Source organism: Paenibacillus silagei, assembly GCF_017874735.1.
Lineage (GTDB): Bacteria > Bacillota > Bacilli > Paenibacillales > Paenibacillaceae > Paenibacillus_AQ > Paenibacillus_AQ silagei.
This window is the reverse complement of the sequence record NZ_JAGGLV010000033.1, coordinates 44,972-64,427: the sequence shown is the minus strand read 5'-3', so window position 1 is coordinate 64,427 and position 19,456 is coordinate 44,972. Positions and strand designations below refer to the sequence as shown.

Genomic DNA, 19,456 nt, shown 5'->3' with positions numbered 1-19,456 from the left:
CGAACACGACCGTTAAGCCCTCCAGCGCCGATGGTACTTGGACCGAAGGGTCCTGGGAGAGTAGGACGTTGCCAAGCACACAAGACCACTGTTGATTACTCGACAGTGGTCTTTTTGTATTTTTAGGAAATCTGAACATAATAGGTGCTGCTGCGCCGAGGGATGGGTCCCATGCTTCACAGCCAGTAACATTTATAAAGAAATCCTGCAAGAAGTGCAACAATGCTGCCCCGTAGAAGAGGTCTATGCTGAAATCCTGCACGAAATGCAACAAATTCAGCGCTAACTTGCTCTAATCACCGAAATTTGTGCAAATAATGCAACAATGTAGCGTAGCCCGTAACTTTTTTAAAGAATTCTTGAAAAAAGTGCAACATTGCTGCTCCTTACAAGCGGCCGATGAGAGAGAAAATAGCCTATGGGCTGGATGTATTCTACCAGAAGGCGTTGAGGTACCAGCATTCTTCACCCGCAGGGTAAGTTTGTTCTATTCCGGGCGAGGGTCTCTTTTTACAACTCCATAACAACTGTCACTCTACTTTATAACATGTTGAGAGTAGGGTAATGGTAGAGAAAATACTATACTCCTGTGGAGGTTATCCCGTTGAATAAGAAGAAGTGGTCTGCTTCTATAGCAGTCCTGTTATGTGCAGGAGGGTTATTCGCCATCAGTGCTGTTGTCGTCCCGAACTTAGTGAACTCTGCTGTTGTCACCAAAGGCAGCGCAGCAGCACAGAATGATCTCAGACTGACACTGCCGGAGAGTACAGTTCCTGTATTGAAAGTAGCGGCACCTGTGCCAGTATCTACTGTCGATGATTACCTGCGGAAGAATATGAACAAGGAGCTAATGGAGCAAATTTATGATTCTCTGAGTAAAGCACCTGAGCCCACGGTAGTTGGCGGCCAGGATCAAACCGAATCTGAGCTTAACCTTCGAACTAAGCGTCAATGGGTGCTGGAAGATCAGTATGAGTATGATGGCCTTCGGCCTCAGAAGCCCCTGCCCTTCGAGGCGGGACAAGGAGATTTATATCTGGATCTAAAGACCAATACGCTCTACGTTCCAGATAGAACTTGGACCGATGAAGAACTGCTGCAGCTTATAGACTGGAACTATCGCCAGGCGTCTGCAGCCTCTCTACGCTTTCCGGAAAAACCTGTTCTTCCTCAAAAGTACAGCGAATCTAAATTCATCATGCGTGCGGTTGAAAGTGTGCGTAAGCTCTACGATGCCGATGTGTCTAAGATGCAAATGGCAACTAATCTGAGAAAAGCGGAATATGGCTTTCCTTCCCAATGGTGGGTGTATTTTTCTCCCTACAAGGAGCGGACCATGCGGGGACAAGGACAGGAGGTATGGAATTACCATGTGATTATCGATACAGAAACCGGAGTGGTAGTGGATACGACAGCAGTTAATTTGGCAGCGATAAGAACGCCTATTGATGAGGCTGCGGCTAAATCAGTCCAAAAGGATCCTAGCTGGATCAAGGAAGCTATACGGATTGTTAAGGATAAGCAAGGTGAGCAAAGGAAAATCGCAAAGGCATATCTGACTGATACCGTGGTGAACAATAAGCGCGGAATGGTTGCGGTAGATGTGTTATTAGAAGACGGCAGCAAATATAATGCGGAATTTCGCTATCCGAGTATGATTTTGCGTTGCCTCATTTATGAGCCTGCCGATAAGGGGAAATAAGCGGGAAGCTTATGTTCAATGAACAAACTAGTCCTGACGATCAAGCAGTTCTTGATTTGTCAGGATTTTTTGGCAAGCGGTTGTGTAAGGTCAGGTTCGGCTTATAGGTTATGGATGCTTTGGAATCTGGTATGATTAAGATTAGGTTACCTATGAAAGGGTATTCTGTGGCTACAGAGTTAGGAGGATATTCGACAGATGGCTCATATACTTGTTGTTGAGGATGAACAGGCGATTAATGATTTAATAACGATGAATCTTAAGCTGGTGGGACATACGTATGCCAAAGCCTATAGCGGCTCGGAGGTAGCGGACATGCTGGAGAAGGAGCGTGCGGATCTAATCTTGCTGGATGTCATGCTTCCCGGACTGGACGGGTTCGGGGTGATGGAGCAGATTGCGCCACTACGGATTCCGGTGATTCTGATTACGGCCCGGGGTGCACTCTCTGACCGGATCAGGGGCTTCGAGCTGGGTGCGGATGATTATATTATTAAGCCTTTTGAGATTCTGGAGCTGCTGGCCCGGATTAATGTCGTGCTGCGGAGGAATGAACAGGCCGCCTCTGCTTTTGTATGCGATAGGGTTGAAGTCCGGTTCACGGAGCGTCAGGTGTGGGTGGATCAGCTGCTGGTGGATCTGACGGCCAGAGAATTCGAGCTGCTTGAAGTGCTGATCCGTAACCGGAATATTGCTCTTTCCAGAGAGAAGCTGCTGGAGCTGGCATGGGGTTATGATTATGCGGGTGATACCCGTACTGTGGATGTACATATCCGGCAGCTGCGCAAAAAGCTGGGCTGGGAAGAACGGATCAAAACCGTGTTCAAGCTGGGCTACCGGCTGGAAGTTCAGGTCTAGCCATGCGGTTCTGGCATAAGATTCTTCTTGCTGTCCTGGTGCTGTTTATAGCGGCCCTTGATGTGAGTGTCGTGATGGTGTTGAAAAAAAGCTGGCAGCTGAACATGGCGAGTGAGCGTAAACGCGCGGCCAGCGAGCAACTGCTGATTACAAACAGTATATATGAGAATCTGGAATCCAATCGGTTCAGAGGGATGTCGCTCAACCCTGAACTGCTGGTAAGCGTGACTCAATCTTATGGTCAGCATTACCGCAAACAGGGAATAGGATTGGAACTACGTGAGAATGGTCGGCTGCTGTATCCCATTGAGGACGGGGTGAGTCCCGGTCAGGAGGAGACGCGTGCAGCACAGGAAGAACATATCATGACGTTAGCGATGCCGCTCCCGGCTCCCTATCAACATTTGGAACTGGTATACAAGCGCGATATCAGCGGGCTGTACGCTCAGCAGGAGGAGCTTAACCGTTTTTTTGTGATGATTAACTGGATTGTAGGGCCGCTTCTTGTGGTACTGCTCTACCTTCTGATCCGGCATCTGACTAAGCCACTCAAGCTGTTGTCGGAGACGACAAAGACGATTGCCGAAGGCGACTATTCCAAGCGTGTGGAGCTGAACAGCAGGGATGAATTCGGGGAGCTGGCCTTCAACTTTAACAAGATGGCTACTGTGATAGAGCAGCGGATGAGCGATCTTGCAGGCATGGCTGAGGATAAACAGCGGATGGTCGATAATCTAGCCCATGAGCTGCGGACACCGCTAACCAGTATGCAGGGATTTGCGGAGCTGCTGACCACAGCTAACATAGATCAGGACGATCAGGTCAAAGCGGGCCGCTATATTCTCAGTGAGACGGTGCGGCTGAAGAATCTGGCCTTCAAGCTGTTGGATCTATCCGTTCTGCGGCATCAGCCGCTGGTGTTGGCAGAGGTAGATGTGGCTTCGCTATTCGACACTGTGGCCCAGACCGAGCAGCAGAGGGTGAGAGATAACGGATTGCTGCTTGAGATGAATAGCTCCATTCCTGCCGTATGGGGAGATGCTGATCTTCTGGCAGCTTTGCTGGTGAATCTGATCGAGAATGCGATTCCGGTGTCCCGGCCAGGGCAGACGATCCGTGTGCTGGCCTATCAGCAGGACGGAGAAGGGGTGCTTGAAGTACAGGACAGCGGGAGTGGAATGACAGAAGAGCAGAGCAGGCGGGCATTTGAGCCTTTCTACCGTGCAGATTCTTCACGTTCGCGGGCCTATGGCCATGCGGGTCTGGGTCTCTCTCTATGCCGCCAGATTGCCGAAGCGCATCAGGGCAGAGTTGAGCTGCAATCTGCTCCTGGTGAGGGGACGAGCATCCGGCTTTTTTTAAGCTCCACTTTGTGAAGCTATTTTACAACTCCATAACAACTGCTCCTCTACTCTATAATATCCCGGGATTAAGCTATGGATAGAGTTAATATCCTGAATCCCGATGGAGGTAATAAAATTGAACAAGAAAAAGTGGTCTGTTACTATGGCAGTTGTCCTATGCTCAGGCGGTATGTTTGCATTCAGCGGACTTCTTGTCCCCAGTCTGGCGAACTCAGCAGTCATCGCAAAGTACAGTACGGCAACTCCGGTCAGTGCTAAGGCAAGTCCGGCAGGAAGCGCCGTTCCTGTGCTGAAGGTGGAGGCACCCGTGCCGGTATCTACCGTGAATGATGATCTGCTGCTGAAGCAGATGACAGAGGAGCAGATCCAGCAAATCTACGACTATATGGAGCTACCGGGCGATCCGAACACTTCAGGCCGGGAAATGACCGAAGCGGAGATCAACCGCAGGCGGGTGCTGGAAGATCAATATGTCTATGATGGTGTGCGGCCACAGAAGCCATTGCCGCTACAGGCGGGGCAGGGAGAAGTGTATTTCGATATAAAGACCAATACGTATTATCAACCGGAGCGCACCTGGACGGATGAAGAGCTGTTGCAAATGATTGACTGGTCCTACCGGCTTAATCTTGTGGCATCCAAACGTAATATAACTGCTCCTGTTGTGGCCGTACCGGAGAAATTCAGCAAGGCTGAAGTACAGGCACGGGCGGCTGAAAGTGTGCGCAAGCTGTTCGATGCCGATATCTCCAAGCTGAAAACAAATGTTATGCTGGTTGAACCGGGTCATGGCATACCCTCATTTTGGTCGGTTCACTCTGAACCATATAAGTCGCATACTCTGCTTGGACAAGGTCAGGAATACTGGCAATATAGTGTGCAGATCGATCCTGACACCGGGGTGGTGGCAGATACGACAGCTTTTAACTCTGTGATGAAAAGAACCCCTATCGACACGGCAGCTGCGGCTGCCATGAAGAAGGATGACAGCTGGGTAAAGGAAGCTACCCGGATTGTAAAGGACAAGCAGGGAGAGAAAAGAAAGATAGTGAAGGCGTATCTGACGGGCACTGAGGTAAACAATAAACGCGGGATGGTGGCCGTGGATGTGTTACTGGAAGATGGCAGCAAATATAATGCGGAATTCCGCTATCCGGGTAAACAGCTGCGTTGTCTGATCTATGAGCCTGCCGGTAAGGCTAAGTAAGCGGGAAGCAGTGTTGCTATAGAACTGAATTTATCCTGATGATCAAGTCTCTCTTGATTCATCGGGATTTTTTGTTACATTAGATAGAAGAAAGGAAGGGGTGAGGGGATGAAAAGATTAAATGTGGCGATTCCAACGCCTTTTCATGGGGATGAGGGTCTGAATACAGACGGATTTGCGCCTATCGTGGCTTACCAGCAGCAAAACGGCATCGAATCCCTGCTGATCTCAGGAAGTACTGGCGAGCAGCATTCGCTGAGTATTGAGGAAAGATTAGAAATTATTGAATATTTCAATCAAGAGCGTACTCCGGGGATGGAGCTGATCTTCGGCGTGTCCGCGATAAGAACCCGTGATGCTGTCCGGCTGGTGCAGGCGGTGGAGACATCAGTGATGGATGTGCTGCTGATCGGATTTCCCCCGTATATCCGGCCTACGCAGCAACAGGCGGTTGCTTATGTGGAGGTACTGCTTAGTCATACTTCTAAGCCTGTTGCCCTCTATAATAATCCGGGAAGAACCGGATTCGATTTGACCCCGGAGTCGTTGTACACGTTAATCCTGCGCCATCCGAATATTGTCGGCTACAAGGAAACAGGCGATTTGCAGCGGCATGTGGGAGTGGAGTATCCGGAGGGGTTCATTCTTTTTGCAGCAGGGGATATGAGGCTTGTGGAGAATTTCGCCGCAGGCCCTTGTAATGGCCTCTCCAGTGTGGCGGGAAATCTATACCCCTTGGAGATCAAGAGCGCGGTGGAGCGTCTGCTGCGGAAGGAGCAGGTGGAGGCTGGACCTTTGGAGGACATAGTGGCGCAGGTGTTCAGCGGGCATGCGCTTGTCAACATCAAGCAGCATTACAACCGGTTGGGGATTCCGGCGGGCGTGTGCCGGGCTCCGATTCTCTAGATATGCATATTCGCCTCCTGTAAGACAAAAGCTAGCCTATCTACTGTCAAAAGGAGACGGAGCGATGAATGAAATCTGGAGCGAAATCTGGAAGGCGCTGGTGCTGATCATTGTCGGGATGCTGGTGCTGCGGCTGGCCGGCCGCAAATCGATCTCGCAGATGACGATTCCTACGACGATCGCCATGATCTCAATTGGGACGATTATTGTGCAGCCGATCGCCGATCATAGTATTCTGATTACTATAGTTGCAGCAGCCGTATTCATCATAGTGTTAATTATAGTGGAATGGCTGCAGGTACGGTGGAATGCTTTTGAGCGGCTAATTAAGGGGCCTGCGGTTATTGTTATTGCGGAGGGACAGCTTCAGCCTAAGAATCTGAGGAAGCTTAGATTAACCGTCGATGAGCTGGAGATGAGCCTGCGGGGACAGGGTATCTCCAGGCTCAGCGATGTCAAAACGGCGACGATTGAGCCTAACGGCCAGCTCGGATATGAATTACAGGATTCCGCAAAGCCGGTCACTATGGCCCAGGTAGAGGCGCTTTTTGCTACGTACCTGGGCGGAAGCTGTCCAGCGAATGAGACTGCATACCTGGATCAGCCTGATCAGCAGACGGGGCTTTTTGACGAGATTAAGTTGCAGTAGAAGTGTAGAGATGGCTGTAAAATCAGCTAAGCAGAAAAGAAAGGACGGAGTGAGATGAAGCATCCTTTTCACCTGAAGGCGGTATGGAATGGAGGGCGGAACAGCGAAGGGCATATTGATGCGGGCGGACTGCGGACGGTTATATCGATTCCGCAGGAGATGGGCGGTCCGGGAACCGGCACGAACCCGGATGAGATGCTGCTGGGTGCAGCAGCGACCTGTTACCTGATTACTCTGGCCGCAATGCTGGAGCGTTCGGAGATTGTTCCAGAGGCCCTGACCCTGGCGTCTGAAGCGACAGTAGATGTCACGAATAATGTGTTCACGTACGAAAAGATCGTGCACAAGCCTAGCATTGTGCTCCAGGCTGGTGCGACACCGGCGCAGCTTAAGATGGCAGAGCGGCTGGCACATAAGGCTGAAGCCTCCTGTATGATCTCCAGAGCCGTGGCCGGTAACGTCTCTATAGAGACTAAGCCAGTTGTGGAAATCGCGCACGGGAGCGGACAAGCCCGGGTAGAGTTATAGTAGCACAGGGGGATACAGAGCTAAAGCTGCACTGGTGATGCAAAATGCTGCTCCACCTCGTAGCGCGGCAGCTCAACAATTACCGAGGTTCCTTTGGTGAACTCACTCTCGATCCGCAGACGCCCGTCATGCAGCTCGATAATTTCTTTGCAGATGGCGAGGCCCAGGCCGCTGCCGGACTGACGGGAGCGGCCTTTGAAGAATTTGGTGCCAAGCTGCGTCAGATCCGCGGCCTCGATGCCTTCGCCGTTGTCAGCCACGGTGACGATTATCCGTTCGCCTTCGAGCACTGCGGTAAGGCGGATCTCACCCTCCGCAGGGGTGAACTTGAACGCATTATCCAGCAAATTGACAAACACCTGCTTCAACCGGTTAAAATCACCGTCCACCGGCAGCGGCTGATCGGGAAGGTCGGCGTAGAGGCGGATCTGCTTCGTCTGTCCCCGGTATCTGAATTGCAGCAGCAGATCCTCCAGCAGGCCTCTGAGATCATACGGCTGGCGCACAATGCGGATCTCTCCGGCCTGAAATTTGGAGAAGTCGAGCAGATCCTCCACCAGTCCGATCAGCCGGTCTGTCTCCCCGGTCATGACCTCAAGCCCCTGCAGGATCTCCTGCCTATCTGATAAATCACCGACCAGCAGCGTTTCCCCCCAGCCTTTGATGGAGGTAAGCGGGGTCCGCAGTTCATGGGTGACGGAGGAGATGAAATCATATTTGAGCTTCTCGCTCTTGAGAATTTCCTCCGACATATAATTCAGTGTTACCGCAAGGGTGCCGACTTCATCGTCATAGCGCCTCGCTGCCCGGACGGCAAAATTACCGGTGGCCATTTCCTTGGCGACCCCGGTCAGCTGCTGGATCGGCCCTACGATCCGTTTGGCGATAATCAGGCTGAGCATGAAGCCGAATCCAATGACGAGTAGTCCGATGACGGCTGCATTGAGCGCGATCCGGATAATAACATGATATAAAGGCTCTGCCGAGACCGAGTACCGCAGCAAGCCGATTGTGCTCCCCGACTCCTTCAGCGCGATAGAGACTGCCATAATTCGTTCCCCGTTCACTGGCTTGATGCTCTGAAAGCTTCCTTTGCCGCTGGTCAGAGCTGCTCTCACATCAGGGGTACTCACCTGCTCTGTACTGGAGAAGCCGAAGGAATTAATGACCACGTGCCCAGCTGGACTCAGCACTTCCACCTTACTGCTCTCCTCAGGGGAGAGATTCTCCAGAATATAACGCGCCCGCTCATTCAAGCTATAACTCTCCAGATACTTATTGAAAAAGGTCGCTGAAGTCGTGGCCCTTGTATTCAATGTCTCCATCGCACTGCCCAGATAATAATAGTGGACAGCAGCGATGAACACTCCCTCCAGCAGCAGCACGATCAGGAGCAGCACAAGGGTAATATAGACGATAAGTCTGGACCTGATTCCCTTCAGCACAATTAGCCCCTCCAAATATATCCGAATCCCCACACGGTCTCGAGGAACTGCGGCCCGGAGGACTCCTGTCCGATCTTCTGGCGGATTCGGCTGATATTCACATCTACAATTTTAAGATCCCCCATGAAGTACTGCCCCCATACGGCTGTCAGAATATCATCCCGGTTCATGGCCTTGTTCGGCTGTTCCATCAGCAGCTTAACGATCATAAACTCGGTTGGGGTCAGCGGGATATCCTGCCCGTCCTTCAATAATTTCCGTTCATCCAGCAATAGTGTAAAAGGCGGCAGCTCGATAAGATTCTCCTGCGGCAGCACTTCTCCCGGATACATCCGGCGGTAGAGCGAGCGCACCCGGGCGACCAGCTCCACCGGACTGAAGGGCTTGACCACATAGTCGTCTGCGCCGGATTCCAGGCCCATGACCTTGTCGATTTCCTGGCTTTTGGCGGTGAGCATAATGATTCCCAGCCGGGGGAAGTGTGTCCGCAGAAGGGTGCACACCTCGAACCCGCTGAGTCCGGGCAGCATCAGGTCGAGAATCGCGATGTCAAAATCTCTCTGTTCTCTTGCAATGCGCAGCGCCTCTTCACCGGTAGAAGCCTCCGCGATCTCGAAGCCTGCCCGCTTAAGGTTGATACACAGCAGATCACGGATAGGCTTCTCATCTTCCAGTATCAGCACTTTCATGAACAGCTCTCCTTCTTATTGCCGGGGCTTCTGGGGTGTGCCGGCCAGCTGAACGACTTCATCTAATGTAAGCTTCAGCTGATTATAATTCTGCAGATCGGCCCCCTGCAGCTTGCCGGCGGCATCCGCTGCGGGCATTACGGCAACGAATAGGGTAGGCTCCGTGTCATTGTTAGAGTTCCCCTGCTCATACAGCAGCTTATACTCTCTATTCTCAGCCTTCAGCTGGACCTCTGCGGCAGCCCATGCCTTCTTCGTCAGCAGGCGAAGCTCCAGCAGCGGAGCCTTCACAGCAGACCCGGTATTCTTGTAGCTGAACTGGAGCTTCTCCCAGGGCTGGGGTGATTCTCCCGGAACCTCCAGCAGGGTCTGGCCCGCCCAGGACTTGGGAATATGGAAGTTGAAGCCCCAGCGGTCGAACTGCTCCTGCACGAAGGTCAGGCCGGTCTGTCCGTCCCACTGATAATATTTGGTGATGAATGGGGTCGCCAAGGGAGCCATGCTCTCCGTACCGGCTGGCGGCACCAGGAAGCCGAATTCCAAGATCCCGTCATTATTCACATCCAGGCTGGACTGCGGGTAGTCCTTAATTGCAATACTGCTGCTGCCAAGCAGGTCAGGAGAGACGGTTGGCGGAGATAGCACCAGATCCTTGCTTGCAGCGAGCGCAGTACGCTGATAATCATCTGTTGCCAGTATATCAGTAAACCTGTCTTTTTCCCAAGTTAGCAGTGAAGTATAGGAAGCATGTGCGCCAATGGCGGCATCGATGACGATTGCTTCCCGGGTAGGGGACGCCTTGCCGAACTGGGCTTCGATGACATTACCATCGAGCTTCTGGTCAGATAAGGTCTGCAGCGTACCGTCCTTGAGCCGGAGCAACAGGAGATGGGTCTCACGGAGGTTATCTGTGGTGTAGGTACTCTGAAGCAAGGCAATGTCGGTATGGCCGCTCCCGGTCAGGTCGCCAAGGACCAACTGGTCGTAAGGCTGCTTAAGCAGCTCCGTCAGCTTGCCGCCGCTTAGGCTGTAGACCGCCAGCTCTTTGCTTAAGCCCTCCCCGCCGCCGTATCCGAGCAGCAGCTCCTCCGCTCCGTCACCGGTAACATCTGTGAAGGACACTTCATTCAATTCGCTGCCTACCCCGGTAAGGTTAGCCAGCTTGGTCCACTTGCCGTTCTGCTGTGAGAGGAGGAGGGTATTGATCTCGTAATCGGTTTTGTCTGTCTTGTAGAAGGCGAGAAGCTCCTCCTGCCCGTCCTTGTCCAGATCCTGTAATTGAATCGCACTGCCGGATTCCGAGTGGATGGGAACCGTTAAATGCGCGTTGGCCGGTAGAAAGGATTTGACGATTCCGGTAAGATTGCCGTCGCTATTCCCCTGTGCCGGGGCTTGAAGCAGATCGCTTGGCGTCTTCATGGTTCCACAGCCGGAGGCAATCAGGCTTAAGAATAAGAGGCTGCTGAGGCCGAAGGTATATTTGTTCATTACAGTTACGCTCCTTAGGATTCATCTGTGGCTAGTATATCCTAACCTTTCGGGCAATTAGTTTCAAAATGGTAAAGGGGGATAACTGAAAGATATTCTATGAGGTGAAAAGCCAGGAACGGTAACGCAAAGCTTAAACTCGTCGACTGCGGTGAACTTTGGACTTTCGGCCGCTGTTGTATACAGATTTCTTGATTCAAGCCGCTGTTGCGGTTGAAATCCGTATACAAAGGCGGTCGCTACCGCTCCTACAGTTCCAAATTTCCCCTCCGCTCCTTCCCAGCTTTTTGTTAATGGCTTATTCAACTGAAATTGATATCTTCAGTTATTGGGGGGGAGGGGCAGGCAAAGAACAGCAGAATGGGCCGCTATTGCTACCATTCCTACAGTCTAACCCAGGCTGGGCGGAATGGATCCTGCAGCCTGTATCTGAAGCCATGAAGAACGCAAGAAGCTATCTTTTTCCATGAAAAAAAAGGCTGTCCCAATCAGCTTTTTATGGCTTTTCGGGACAACCTGTATTGTCTGGCTATTCTATTGGCCTGAGCGCCGCAGGCTCTGTCCGTTGGTAGCAATAACATCCTTATACCAGTGGAAGGATTTCTTGCGGTAGCGCTCCAGGGTTCCGGTATTGTCGTCGTGGCGATCTACATAGATGAAGCCGTAGCGTTTACTTAGTTCAGCGGTTGACGCACTGACCAGGTCAATACAGCCCCAAGAGGTGTAGCCCATGACTTCAACGCCGTCCTCGATGGCTTCGCCCACCTGCACCAGATGGTCATTCAGGTACTCAATCCGGTAGTCGTCATTGACGGTTGGCACGCCGTCTTCGCCGGTGATCAGCTCATCCTTGGCTCCGAGTCCATTTTCCACAATAAATAGCGGCTTCTGGTAACGGTCATAGAACATATTCAGCACATAGCGCAGACCCTGCGGGTCAATCTGCCAGCCCCATTCGGAAGCCTTCAGGTATGGATTAGGTGCGCCCCCGATCAGGTTGCCTTCCTGGGTACGTTTGCTGCTGTCTCCGGTCTCACAGATGCTCACATAATAGCTGAACGAGATAAAGTCAACGGTATGCTTGAGAATGTCCGCATCGCCAGGCTCCATGTGAATCTCAATGCCGTGCTCTCTGAAGTAACGTTTCATATAGCCAGGGTACACGCCTCTCGCATGCACATCTCCGAAGAAGTAATTCATATGCTCTGACTTCATTGCCGCAATGACATCGTCCGGGTTAGGGGTGAGCGGATATGTTGGCATGCTTAGGATCATACAGCCGATTTGGGCCTGCGGATTGATCTTATGTCCGATTTTGACCGCTGTAGCACTTGCGACCAGCTCGTGATGAATGGCCTGGTACAGATCCTGCTTGCTCAGCTTGTCCTTCGGTGTATAGATCCCGCCGCTCATGAATGGCTCGTGCAGGATGGAGTTGATCTCGTTGAAGGTCAGCCAGTACTTCACTTTATCCTTGTAGCGGGTGAATACCGTTCTGGCATACCGTTCATAGAAGCCGACTAGTTGCCGGTTCACCCAGCCGTCATACTGCTTGGACAAGTGCAGCGGAGTTTCGTAGTGGGAGAGGGTCACCAGCGGCTCAATGCCGTATTTGTGACATTCATCGAACAGGTCGTCGTAGAATTGCAGACCTTGCTCATTAGGCTCCAGCTCGTCGCCGTTCGGGAAGATTCGCGACCAGGCGATGGAGGTACGGAAGACCTTGAAGCCCATTTCGGCAAAAAGCTTAACATCTTCCTTGTACCGGTGGTAAAAGTCGATGCCGACCAGCTTCATATTATCCTCGGTAGGCACCTCGGTGATAGGGCCCCTGATTCCTTGCGGAGCTACGTCTTGAGTGGACAGGCCTTTGCCGTCTTCGTTGTATGCGCCTTCCAATTGGTTCGCAGCGACTGCGCCGCCCCACAGGAAGCCTTCAGGAAATGGTGTATTCATTGATAATCCCGCCTTCTATTAGTTATGGATTCAGATATGGTAAGCTGTTCATAGGTCCTATAATGCCATGCTAAATGTTGTAACGCGTTACATGTCAAGTATTATTATAAAGATGAAAAATTATGTAAGGAGAGCCATCATGTCGAATCTGGATCAAATCGCTAAACTGTCGGGATTCTCCAAAGCTACAGTATCGAGGGTGCTGAATCGTTCTCCCCATGTGAGCCAGGCAACGCGGGAGATCATCCTGAAGATCATGGAAGAGCTGGACTATGTGCCCAATGGCAATGCCATCTCCTTATCCACAGGAGAGACGATGCAGATCGGGATGGTAACGGAGGGGATTAACGAGGTAATGCTGCCTTTTCTGAACAGCTTCGTGGAGACTGCGAGCCGGCACGGATATCAGACGATTATCTATACCTCCGGGGGTGATCCGGCCAAAGAGCTGCAAGCCTTCGAGGATATGCGGCGCAAAAGAGTTGATGCGCTTGTCATCAGCACCTGCGTTAACGATCAGGCGCTCCTGGGCTCTTACTGCAAATACGGGCCGATTGTCTCCTGGCAGCGGATGGAGCTTCCTGAGATTCAAAGTGTCGCCATGAATCAATATGACGGGTACATGCTGGGACTTGAGCATGTGATCGGACGGGGTTATACGCGGATTGCCAATGCTTGGGGCAGGCCGGCCAGTATGAATACCTTCGGGAGGATACAGGCGTATCAGGATGCTGCCCGCAAATATCATCTGGAGGTGAACCAGGAATGGTCGCAGACAGGGATCTTTTCCATCCGGCAGGGTGAGGAGCTGATCCGCAGGCTGCTGCTGATTGCTGGCGGGCCTCCGAATGCCATCCTCTGCGCCAATGATATGGTAGCGGCAGGGATACTGAGCGAGGCCCGCAGGCTTAAGGTGAAGGTACCGGAGGAGCTGGCGATTGTCGGCTTCGACAACACGGAGCTGGCCCATACGCTGGGGATCACCTCAATTAATAATCCGATTGGCGCACAGGCGCAGAATGCGCTGCATCTGATTCTCGGCAAGCTGGGGGGAACAGAAGCCGGGCAGCAGGAGCTGGAATTTCAGCTCGTACAGAGAGCTACTACTTGAATAAGCCGTGAACCGTCCGATTTGGGCGGGTTCGCGGCTTCTTTGCTGTTTGGGGAATTATGGTTTGTCGTCCCTCAGAAAATAATCTTCTGCGCCGCCATGATCCGGCCGATCTCAAAGATAGCGGCGCATTCCACGAAATGAACCTCGGAGATAATCGAATGGTCATGCGTTCTGTAGTAATATCTGCCGTCGGTATACACGTGATCATAGATGAGGCTGATGTCATACACCGAGGTGGGGTAGAGCTCCCCTTCGCCCTTGGCGATCCCCGCCGTTATGGAATGATGCCCTGAGCCTTCCACGAAGGAGATGCCAAGAGGGAGCCAGAGGGTAACCTGATGATCCTTATCCTGCCGCCAGCTTCCGTTCAGGGTACCTTCACCGATGCGGATCAGACTGTCGCGCAGCTTGCGGGGAATCCAGGGGGAGGGGAAGACCAGGTCACGTGCCAGGTTGATGATTCTGCTGCTGTTGTCAATCTGCCGCATCAGGAAGTGGAAGCTCCGTCCGTCCAGCGTCACCTCGGCCCATTCATCAAAGAACAGGTTGTCCGAGAACATCCGCTCCATCTGGTCGACCTCCCCGTAGAGCGCGGGCATCAGCATGAGCTGGCTCTGAATACGTCTGCCTATCAGCCGGATGAAGTCCACAATCGGATGGGTCTCGGGCTGGAAATAACCATAATTGATATCATAATAAAAGCCGAGATTCTCATTGATTAAATCCTTGGCAAACGCCATCAGATTATCGAATTCTTGTTTCATCGTCATGCAAAAGCTGCTCCTTCAACCATATGATAATGTGCTTATCATATTACGTGCCATGCTCCCCTGTCTGTGATGAAAACAGCAGGTAAAGATTGGTTTAACAGCAGCTCCGCAGCTTACCCGGCAAATTCCTGGACCTCGTCCAGTGTCGGCAGCGCGGCAATCGCCCCGACCTTGGTGCAGACCATCGCCCCCACCCGGTTGGCGAAGGTGACGAATTCTTGCTGCAGCTCCGCGCTGCGGGTGAAGTCTGCCGGATGGGCCAGCTGGCTGATCCGGCAGAGCAGCGCTCCGATGAAGGCATCGCCGGCACCGGTGGAATCGATGGACTTCACGGTGATGCTCGGAATCAGCAGCCGGGAGTCCGGGGAGGAGATGAGGGTGCCGTCTTTGCCCAGAGTAACGGCTACTGCTCCGGCTCCCCACTCATGCAGCATATCAAGGGCGGCATCACGGTCCGCTTCGCTTGTAATCAGCTGCAGCTCCTCGTCGCTGACCTTTACCAGATCGGCCTTGGAGATACCGGCTCTGGACAGCGTGATGAATTCCTCCTGCTGCCCGGTCCACAGGTCGCCCCGGTAGTTGGGATCGAAGGAGACGAACTGTCCGTTCGCCTTCGCTTCATCCATGAGCGTCATATAGACCTCGCGGAAGGGATCAGCCAGCAGCGCTGTCGCCGAGCCGAAATGAAGCATGGCCGCCTCACGGACGGCTGCGGATATTCAATATTCCGGGAAGGACCGGATTCTGGTTGTTATCACGTATATATTGCTTGGTTTGTTCATCCTGGTCATTCTGTTTCCGCTGGTGTATGTCGTGCTGGCCTCCTTCTTAACACCGAATGTGCTCATTACCAAGGGGCTGGCCATTGCGCCGTCGGACTGGACCATTACAGGCTACGTCAAAATTCTCAGCAACGACGCGATGATCCGCGGCTTCTTCAACGCTTTGTTCTACTCTGCCGCCTTCGCGCTGGCTACGGTATTCTTCTCCGTCTTCGCGGCGTATCCGCTGTCTATTGAGGGGCTGGCCGGGAAGCGGCCGGTAATGATCTTCTTCCTGATTACGATGTTCTTCGGCGGCGGCCTGATTCCGACCTATCTGGTCGTGAAGGATCTGGGGATGCTGAATACGGTGTGGGCGGTGATCCTGCCGGGGGCGATCAGCGTGTTCAATATTATTCTGGCGAAGACCTATTTCCAGGGCCTGCCCAAGGAGCTGTTTCAGGCGGCGAGTATCGACGGGGCGTCTGATCTGGGCATTTTCTTCCGGATCGTATTGCCGCTGTCCAAACCGATTATCTTCGTGCTGGCTTTATATGCCTTCGTGGGGCAGTGGAACTCTTATTTCGATGCCATGATTTATCTGGACGATTCCCGGCTGTTCCCGCTGCAGCTGGTGCTGCGTTCGATCCTGATTCAGAATCAGGTGCAGCCCGGCATGATTGCCGATGCACTGGCCCAGGCGGAGCTTAAGAAATTGTCCGAAATGATCAAATATTCTGCCATTGTTATCTCCAGTCTGCCGCTTATCGTGATGTATCCGTTCTTCCAGAAATACTTCGAGAAGGGTGCCATGGTCGGCTCCATTAAATAATATTAGGGGGAATCTCATATGAAAAAAACATTGCAAACCTTGTCTGTGCTGGCACTCTCGGCTTCCGTGCTTGCGGGCTGCGGCGGAGGGGGCAGCAATTCCTCGGCTTCGGAGGATTACAAGCTGGAGAATGTGACGCTGCCTCTTAAAGAGAAGGTATCGCTGCACTTCATGTCCCAGAGCTCAGCGCTGGCGCCTGCCGATCCGAACGAGAAGCTGATCTACAAGCGGCTGGAGGAGAAGTCCGGGGTCCACATCGATTTCACCAACTACACGAACGACGCTTTTATTGAGAAAAGAAATCTGGCTGTAGCCAGCGGCGACCTGCCGGATGCAATCATCGATGCCGCGTATTCGGATTATGATCTGCTGACCCTGGGCAAGGACGGAACGATTGTGCCGCTGGAGGAGCTGATCGAGAAATACATGCCGAATCTGCAGAAGGTGCTGGCCGCCGCGCCGGAGTACAAATCGATGATGACTGCGCAGGACGGGCATATCTATGCTTTTCCATGGATTGAAGAGCTGGGCTCCGGCAAGGAGAGCATTCATTCGGTCAACGGGATGCCGTGGATCAATGTGGAATGGCTGAAGAAGCTGGGACTCGCTATGCCAACTACGACGGAGGAGCTGAAGAAGGTGCTGGTTGCCTTCAAGAATGATGATCCGAACGGGAACGGCCAGAAGGATGAGATCCCGCTGTCTTTTGTGCTGAATAACGGCAATGAGGATATGAACTTCCTGTTCGGCTCGTTCGGTCTCGGGGATAACGGCGATCACACGGTGGTTACCAATGACGGCAAAGTGGTCTTCACCGCAGGCCAGGACGGATATAAAGAGGGCATTAAGTATCTGAACGAGCTGTACCAGCTGGATCTGATCGACGAAGAGGCGTTTGAACAGGATTACAACACCTATCTGGCCAAAGGGCAGAGCGGGCGCTACGGTCTCTATTTCCAGTGGGATAAAGCCAATATTACCGGGTTCAACGATAAATATGATCTGATGCAGCCGCTTGCCGGACCGGACGGAGAGGTCAATGTAGCCCGTACGAACAACTTCGGTTTTGACCGTGGACGGATGGTTATTACCGGTTCAAACAAGAATCTGGAGCTTACCGCCAAGTGGATTGACCAGCTCTATGAGCCGCAGCAGTCGGTTGAGGACAACTGGGGAACGTATGGGGATGAGACGCAGCAGAATATTTTTGAATACGATGAATCGGCCAAAATGCTGAAGCATCTGCCGCTGGAAGGCGCGGCTCCGGTTGAATTGCGCCAGAAAACCAGCATCGGCGGTCCGCTGGCGATCCTCGATGAATACTACGGTAAGGTGACCACCAAGCCAGATGATGCCGCTTGGCGGCTGGATCTCATGAAGGAGAAGCTGGTGCCTTATATGAAGGCCGATAACAACTTCCCGCGTGTCTTCTACTCCCTGGAGGATCAGAAGGAATTGACCGCCATTGAGACAGACCTGTTCGCTTATGTGAACCGCAAGCGCGCGGAATGGACCAAGACCGGTAAAGTGGAAGAGGAATGGAAGGATTACCAGGCAGAGCTGTCCAGACTCGGGCTGGACAAATGGCTGGAGATCAAGCAAAGAGGATATGACAGCTATCTCAAGAATAAAGGCTGAGACTGAACTAGCCGCGGAACATGATGAACTTATAAATAGATAAAGGTGGTAATGGAGTGGAAATTATCGGGAGAACCAAACACAGGCCAGCGCTGCATTTTACGCCGGAGCAGCATTGGCTGAATGATCCGAATGGACTGGTTTATTACGAAGAGGAATATCATTTGTTCTATCAGTATCATCCGCATTCCTCCATTTGGGGGCCGATGCACTGGGGTCATGCCGTCAGTAAGGATCTGATTAACTGGGAGGAGCTGGACATTGCGCTGTACCCGGATGATCACGGCTATGCGTTCTCCGGCAGCGCAGTCGTTGACTGGAATAATACCAGCGGGCTGTTCCCGGAGAAGCCGGGTATCGTTGCCATCTATACCAGTCATCAGGAGCCGACGGAATCGTCGCCTGCCGTGCAGAGACAGAGCCTGGCCTACAGCCATGACAATGGCCGGACCTGGATCAAGTATGCAGGCAACCCGGTGCTTACGCATCCTTCCAAGGCCGATTTCCGTGATCCGAAGGTGTTCTGGTCTGAAGCTCACGGGAAATGGATGATGGTGCTGGCGACCGATCAGACGATCACGTTCTACTCCTCCCCGAATCTGCGGGAGTGGAGCCTGGAGAGTGAATTCGGTGAGGGTGCAGGCTCTCATGATGCCGTATGGGAATGCCCGGATCTCTTCGAGCTCCCGGTGGAAGGGACGGGAGACAGCAAGTGGGTGCTGCTGGTCAGCATCGGTGATAACAGCGGGGCGAGATACGGCTCGCGGACGCAATATTTCGTCGGTGGCTTCGACGGCTCCGTCTTCACACCGGAGCACAGCGACATCCGCTGGCTGGATTATGGCAAAGACAATTACGCAGGGGTCAGCTTCTCCGACATTCCGGCTGCGGACGGGCGGCGGATCTTCATCGGCTGGATGAGCAACTGGCGGTATGCCAATCAGGTTCCAAGCCAGGGCTGGCGCGGAGCGATGACGATTCCGCGGGTACTGACGCTCCATGATGCGGCAGACGGCCGGATGTTGATCCGCCAGCAGCCGGTAGCAGAGCTGGATCGTTACTTCGCGGCAGAGTCTGCGGCATTGCCGGAGATGCTGCTGATACCGGGCGAGCGCCAGGATATCAAGTGCAAGGATTCAGCCCTGGAGCTGCGGCTTACGCTTACGGACAATGAAGCGGAAGAATTCGGTCTTATTATTCATCATACAGCTACTGAGTATACTGAACTCATTTACTCTGCTGCTGAAGACACTCTAACCCTGCACAGAGATCAGTCCGGCGAGACCGGCTTCTCAGAAATATTTCCCGATCTCCAGAGCACCAGGGGAATCGGCAGCCTGAAGAGCCTGCGTATCCTGCTGGATGCCTGTTCGGTGGAGGTATTCGCCAATGACGGCCTTGCCGCCATCACCAGCCTGGTCTTCCCTGGAGGCATCTGCTCGGGCCTAAGCTTCTATGCTAAGGGCGGCAGTGTACGGCTCCAGGGCGGGCACCTGTCTTTCATGGAATAAATAATCAATAGAATGAATCCCGGACAAGGGTGTTCCGC

General features: G+C 52.7%; 17 protein-coding genes and 1 rRNA gene. 12 read left to right on the top strand and 6 right to left on the bottom strand.

Going from position 1 to position 19,456, the window contains the following annotated elements:
* From rrf to J2Z70_RS30430, 8 genes are all read left to right on the top strand, one after another.
* Positions 1 to 77 (top strand): 5S ribosomal RNA (gene rrf, locus J2Z70_RS34045); the annotation flags it as partial.
* A gap of 527 nt (positions 78 to 604) precedes the next feature.
* A complete protein-coding gene (locus J2Z70_RS30460; RefSeq protein ID WP_209879159.1) occupies positions 605 to 1,702 on the top strand; it encodes a hypothetical protein in 1,098 nt (365 codons plus the stop codon).
* A gap of 198 nt (positions 1,703 to 1,900) precedes the next feature.
* On the top strand, positions 1,901 to 2,560 hold the full coding sequence (locus J2Z70_RS30455; protein ID WP_209879156.1) for a response regulator transcription factor: 660 nt from the start codon (positions 1,901 to 1,903) through the stop codon (positions 2,558 to 2,560).
* Between the two features lie 2 nt (positions 2,561 to 2,562).
* Complete coding sequence (locus J2Z70_RS30450) at positions 2,563 to 3,936, top strand: HAMP domain-containing sensor histidine kinase (protein WP_209879153.1); 1,374 nt, start codon at positions 2,563 to 2,565, stop codon at positions 3,934 to 3,936.
* A 103-nt stretch (positions 3,937 to 4,039) separates the two neighbouring features.
* Positions 4,040 to 5,131 (top strand): hypothetical protein, encoded by a 1,092-nt coding sequence (locus tag J2Z70_RS30445; protein WP_209879150.1) that lies wholly within the window; start codon positions 4,040 to 4,042, stop codon positions 5,129 to 5,131.
* Between the two features lie 108 nt (positions 5,132 to 5,239).
* Positions 5,240 to 6,037 (top strand): dihydrodipicolinate synthase family protein, encoded by a 798-nt coding sequence (locus J2Z70_RS30440; RefSeq protein WP_209879147.1) that lies wholly within the window; start codon positions 5,240 to 5,242, stop codon positions 6,035 to 6,037.
* 64 nt (positions 6,038 to 6,101) lie between these two features.
* A complete protein-coding gene (locus tag J2Z70_RS30435) occupies positions 6,102 to 6,686 on the top strand; it encodes a DUF421 domain-containing protein (RefSeq protein WP_209879144.1) in 585 nt (194 codons plus the stop codon).
* A gap of 54 nt (positions 6,687 to 6,740) precedes the next feature.
* Positions 6,741 to 7,214, top strand: coding sequence for an OsmC family protein (locus J2Z70_RS30430; RefSeq protein WP_076085265.1), 474 nt, complete (start codon positions 6,741 to 6,743; stop codon positions 7,212 to 7,214).
* Between the two features lie 20 nt (positions 7,215 to 7,234).
* Here the strand turns inward: J2Z70_RS30430 and J2Z70_RS30425 are convergent, their stop codons facing one another.
* From J2Z70_RS30425 to J2Z70_RS30410, 4 genes are all read right to left on the bottom strand, one after another.
* Positions 7,235 to 8,659: a sensor histidine kinase gene (locus tag J2Z70_RS30425; RefSeq protein ID WP_340980289.1), complete on the bottom strand. Its 1,425-nt coding sequence runs from the start codon at positions 8,657 to 8,659 to the stop codon at positions 7,235 to 7,237.
* A 2-nt stretch (positions 8,660 to 8,661) separates the two neighbouring features.
* Positions 8,662 to 9,348 carry a response regulator transcription factor gene (locus J2Z70_RS30420; protein ID WP_209879141.1) on the bottom strand — a complete coding sequence of 229 codons (687 nt, stop codon included), beginning with the start codon at positions 9,346 to 9,348 and terminating at the stop codon, positions 8,662 to 8,664.
* A 15-nt stretch (positions 9,349 to 9,363) separates the two neighbouring features.
* Positions 9,364 to 10,836, bottom strand: coding sequence for a hypothetical protein (locus J2Z70_RS30415; protein ID WP_209879139.1), 1,473 nt, complete (start codon positions 10,834 to 10,836; stop codon positions 9,364 to 9,366).
* Between the two features lie 534 nt (positions 10,837 to 11,370).
* On the bottom strand, positions 11,371 to 12,792 hold the full coding sequence (locus J2Z70_RS30410) for a glycoside hydrolase family 1 protein (protein WP_209879136.1): 1,422 nt from the start codon (positions 12,790 to 12,792) through the stop codon (positions 11,371 to 11,373).
* 139 nt (positions 12,793 to 12,931) lie between these two features.
* On the opposite strand from J2Z70_RS30410, the gene J2Z70_RS30405 reads away from it, so the two are divergent.
* Positions 12,932 to 13,903, top strand: a complete 972-nt coding sequence (locus J2Z70_RS30405) for a LacI family DNA-binding transcriptional regulator (protein WP_209879133.1) — start codon at positions 12,932 to 12,934, stop codon at positions 13,901 to 13,903.
* A 74-nt stretch (positions 13,904 to 13,977) separates the two neighbouring features.
* Here the strand turns inward: J2Z70_RS30405 and J2Z70_RS30400 are convergent, their stop codons facing one another.
* Both J2Z70_RS30400 and J2Z70_RS30395 read right to left on the bottom strand, forming a co-directional pair.
* Positions 13,978 to 14,676: a DUF6710 family protein gene (locus tag J2Z70_RS30400; protein WP_051478692.1), complete on the bottom strand. Its 699-nt coding sequence runs from the start codon at positions 14,674 to 14,676 to the stop codon at positions 13,978 to 13,980.
* A gap of 113 nt (positions 14,677 to 14,789) precedes the next feature.
* Positions 14,790 to 15,368: a PfkB family carbohydrate kinase gene (locus tag J2Z70_RS30395; protein WP_209879130.1), complete on the bottom strand. Its 579-nt coding sequence runs from the start codon at positions 15,366 to 15,368 to the stop codon at positions 14,790 to 14,792.
* Here J2Z70_RS30395 and J2Z70_RS30390 point away from each other — a divergent pair.
* Genes J2Z70_RS30390 through J2Z70_RS30380 form a run of 3 tightly spaced genes read left to right on the top strand, consistent with a single transcriptional unit; the run spans position 15,367 to position 19,418 of the window.
* Positions 15,367 to 16,269, top strand: a complete 903-nt coding sequence (locus tag J2Z70_RS30390; RefSeq protein ID WP_209879127.1) for a carbohydrate ABC transporter permease — start codon at positions 15,367 to 15,369, stop codon at positions 16,267 to 16,269. The genes J2Z70_RS30395 and J2Z70_RS30390 overlap by 2 nt on opposite strands.
* An 18-nt stretch (positions 16,270 to 16,287) precedes the next feature.
* Positions 16,288 to 17,907, top strand: a complete 1,620-nt coding sequence (locus tag J2Z70_RS30385; protein ID WP_209879124.1) for an extracellular solute-binding protein — start codon at positions 16,288 to 16,290, stop codon at positions 17,905 to 17,907.
* 56 nt (positions 17,908 to 17,963) lie between these two features.
* Entirely contained in the window at positions 17,964 to 19,418 is a 1,455-nt protein-coding gene (locus J2Z70_RS30380) for a glycoside hydrolase family 32 protein (protein ID WP_209879121.1), read from the top strand.
* Positions 19,419 to 19,456: the final 38 nt, after the last annotated feature.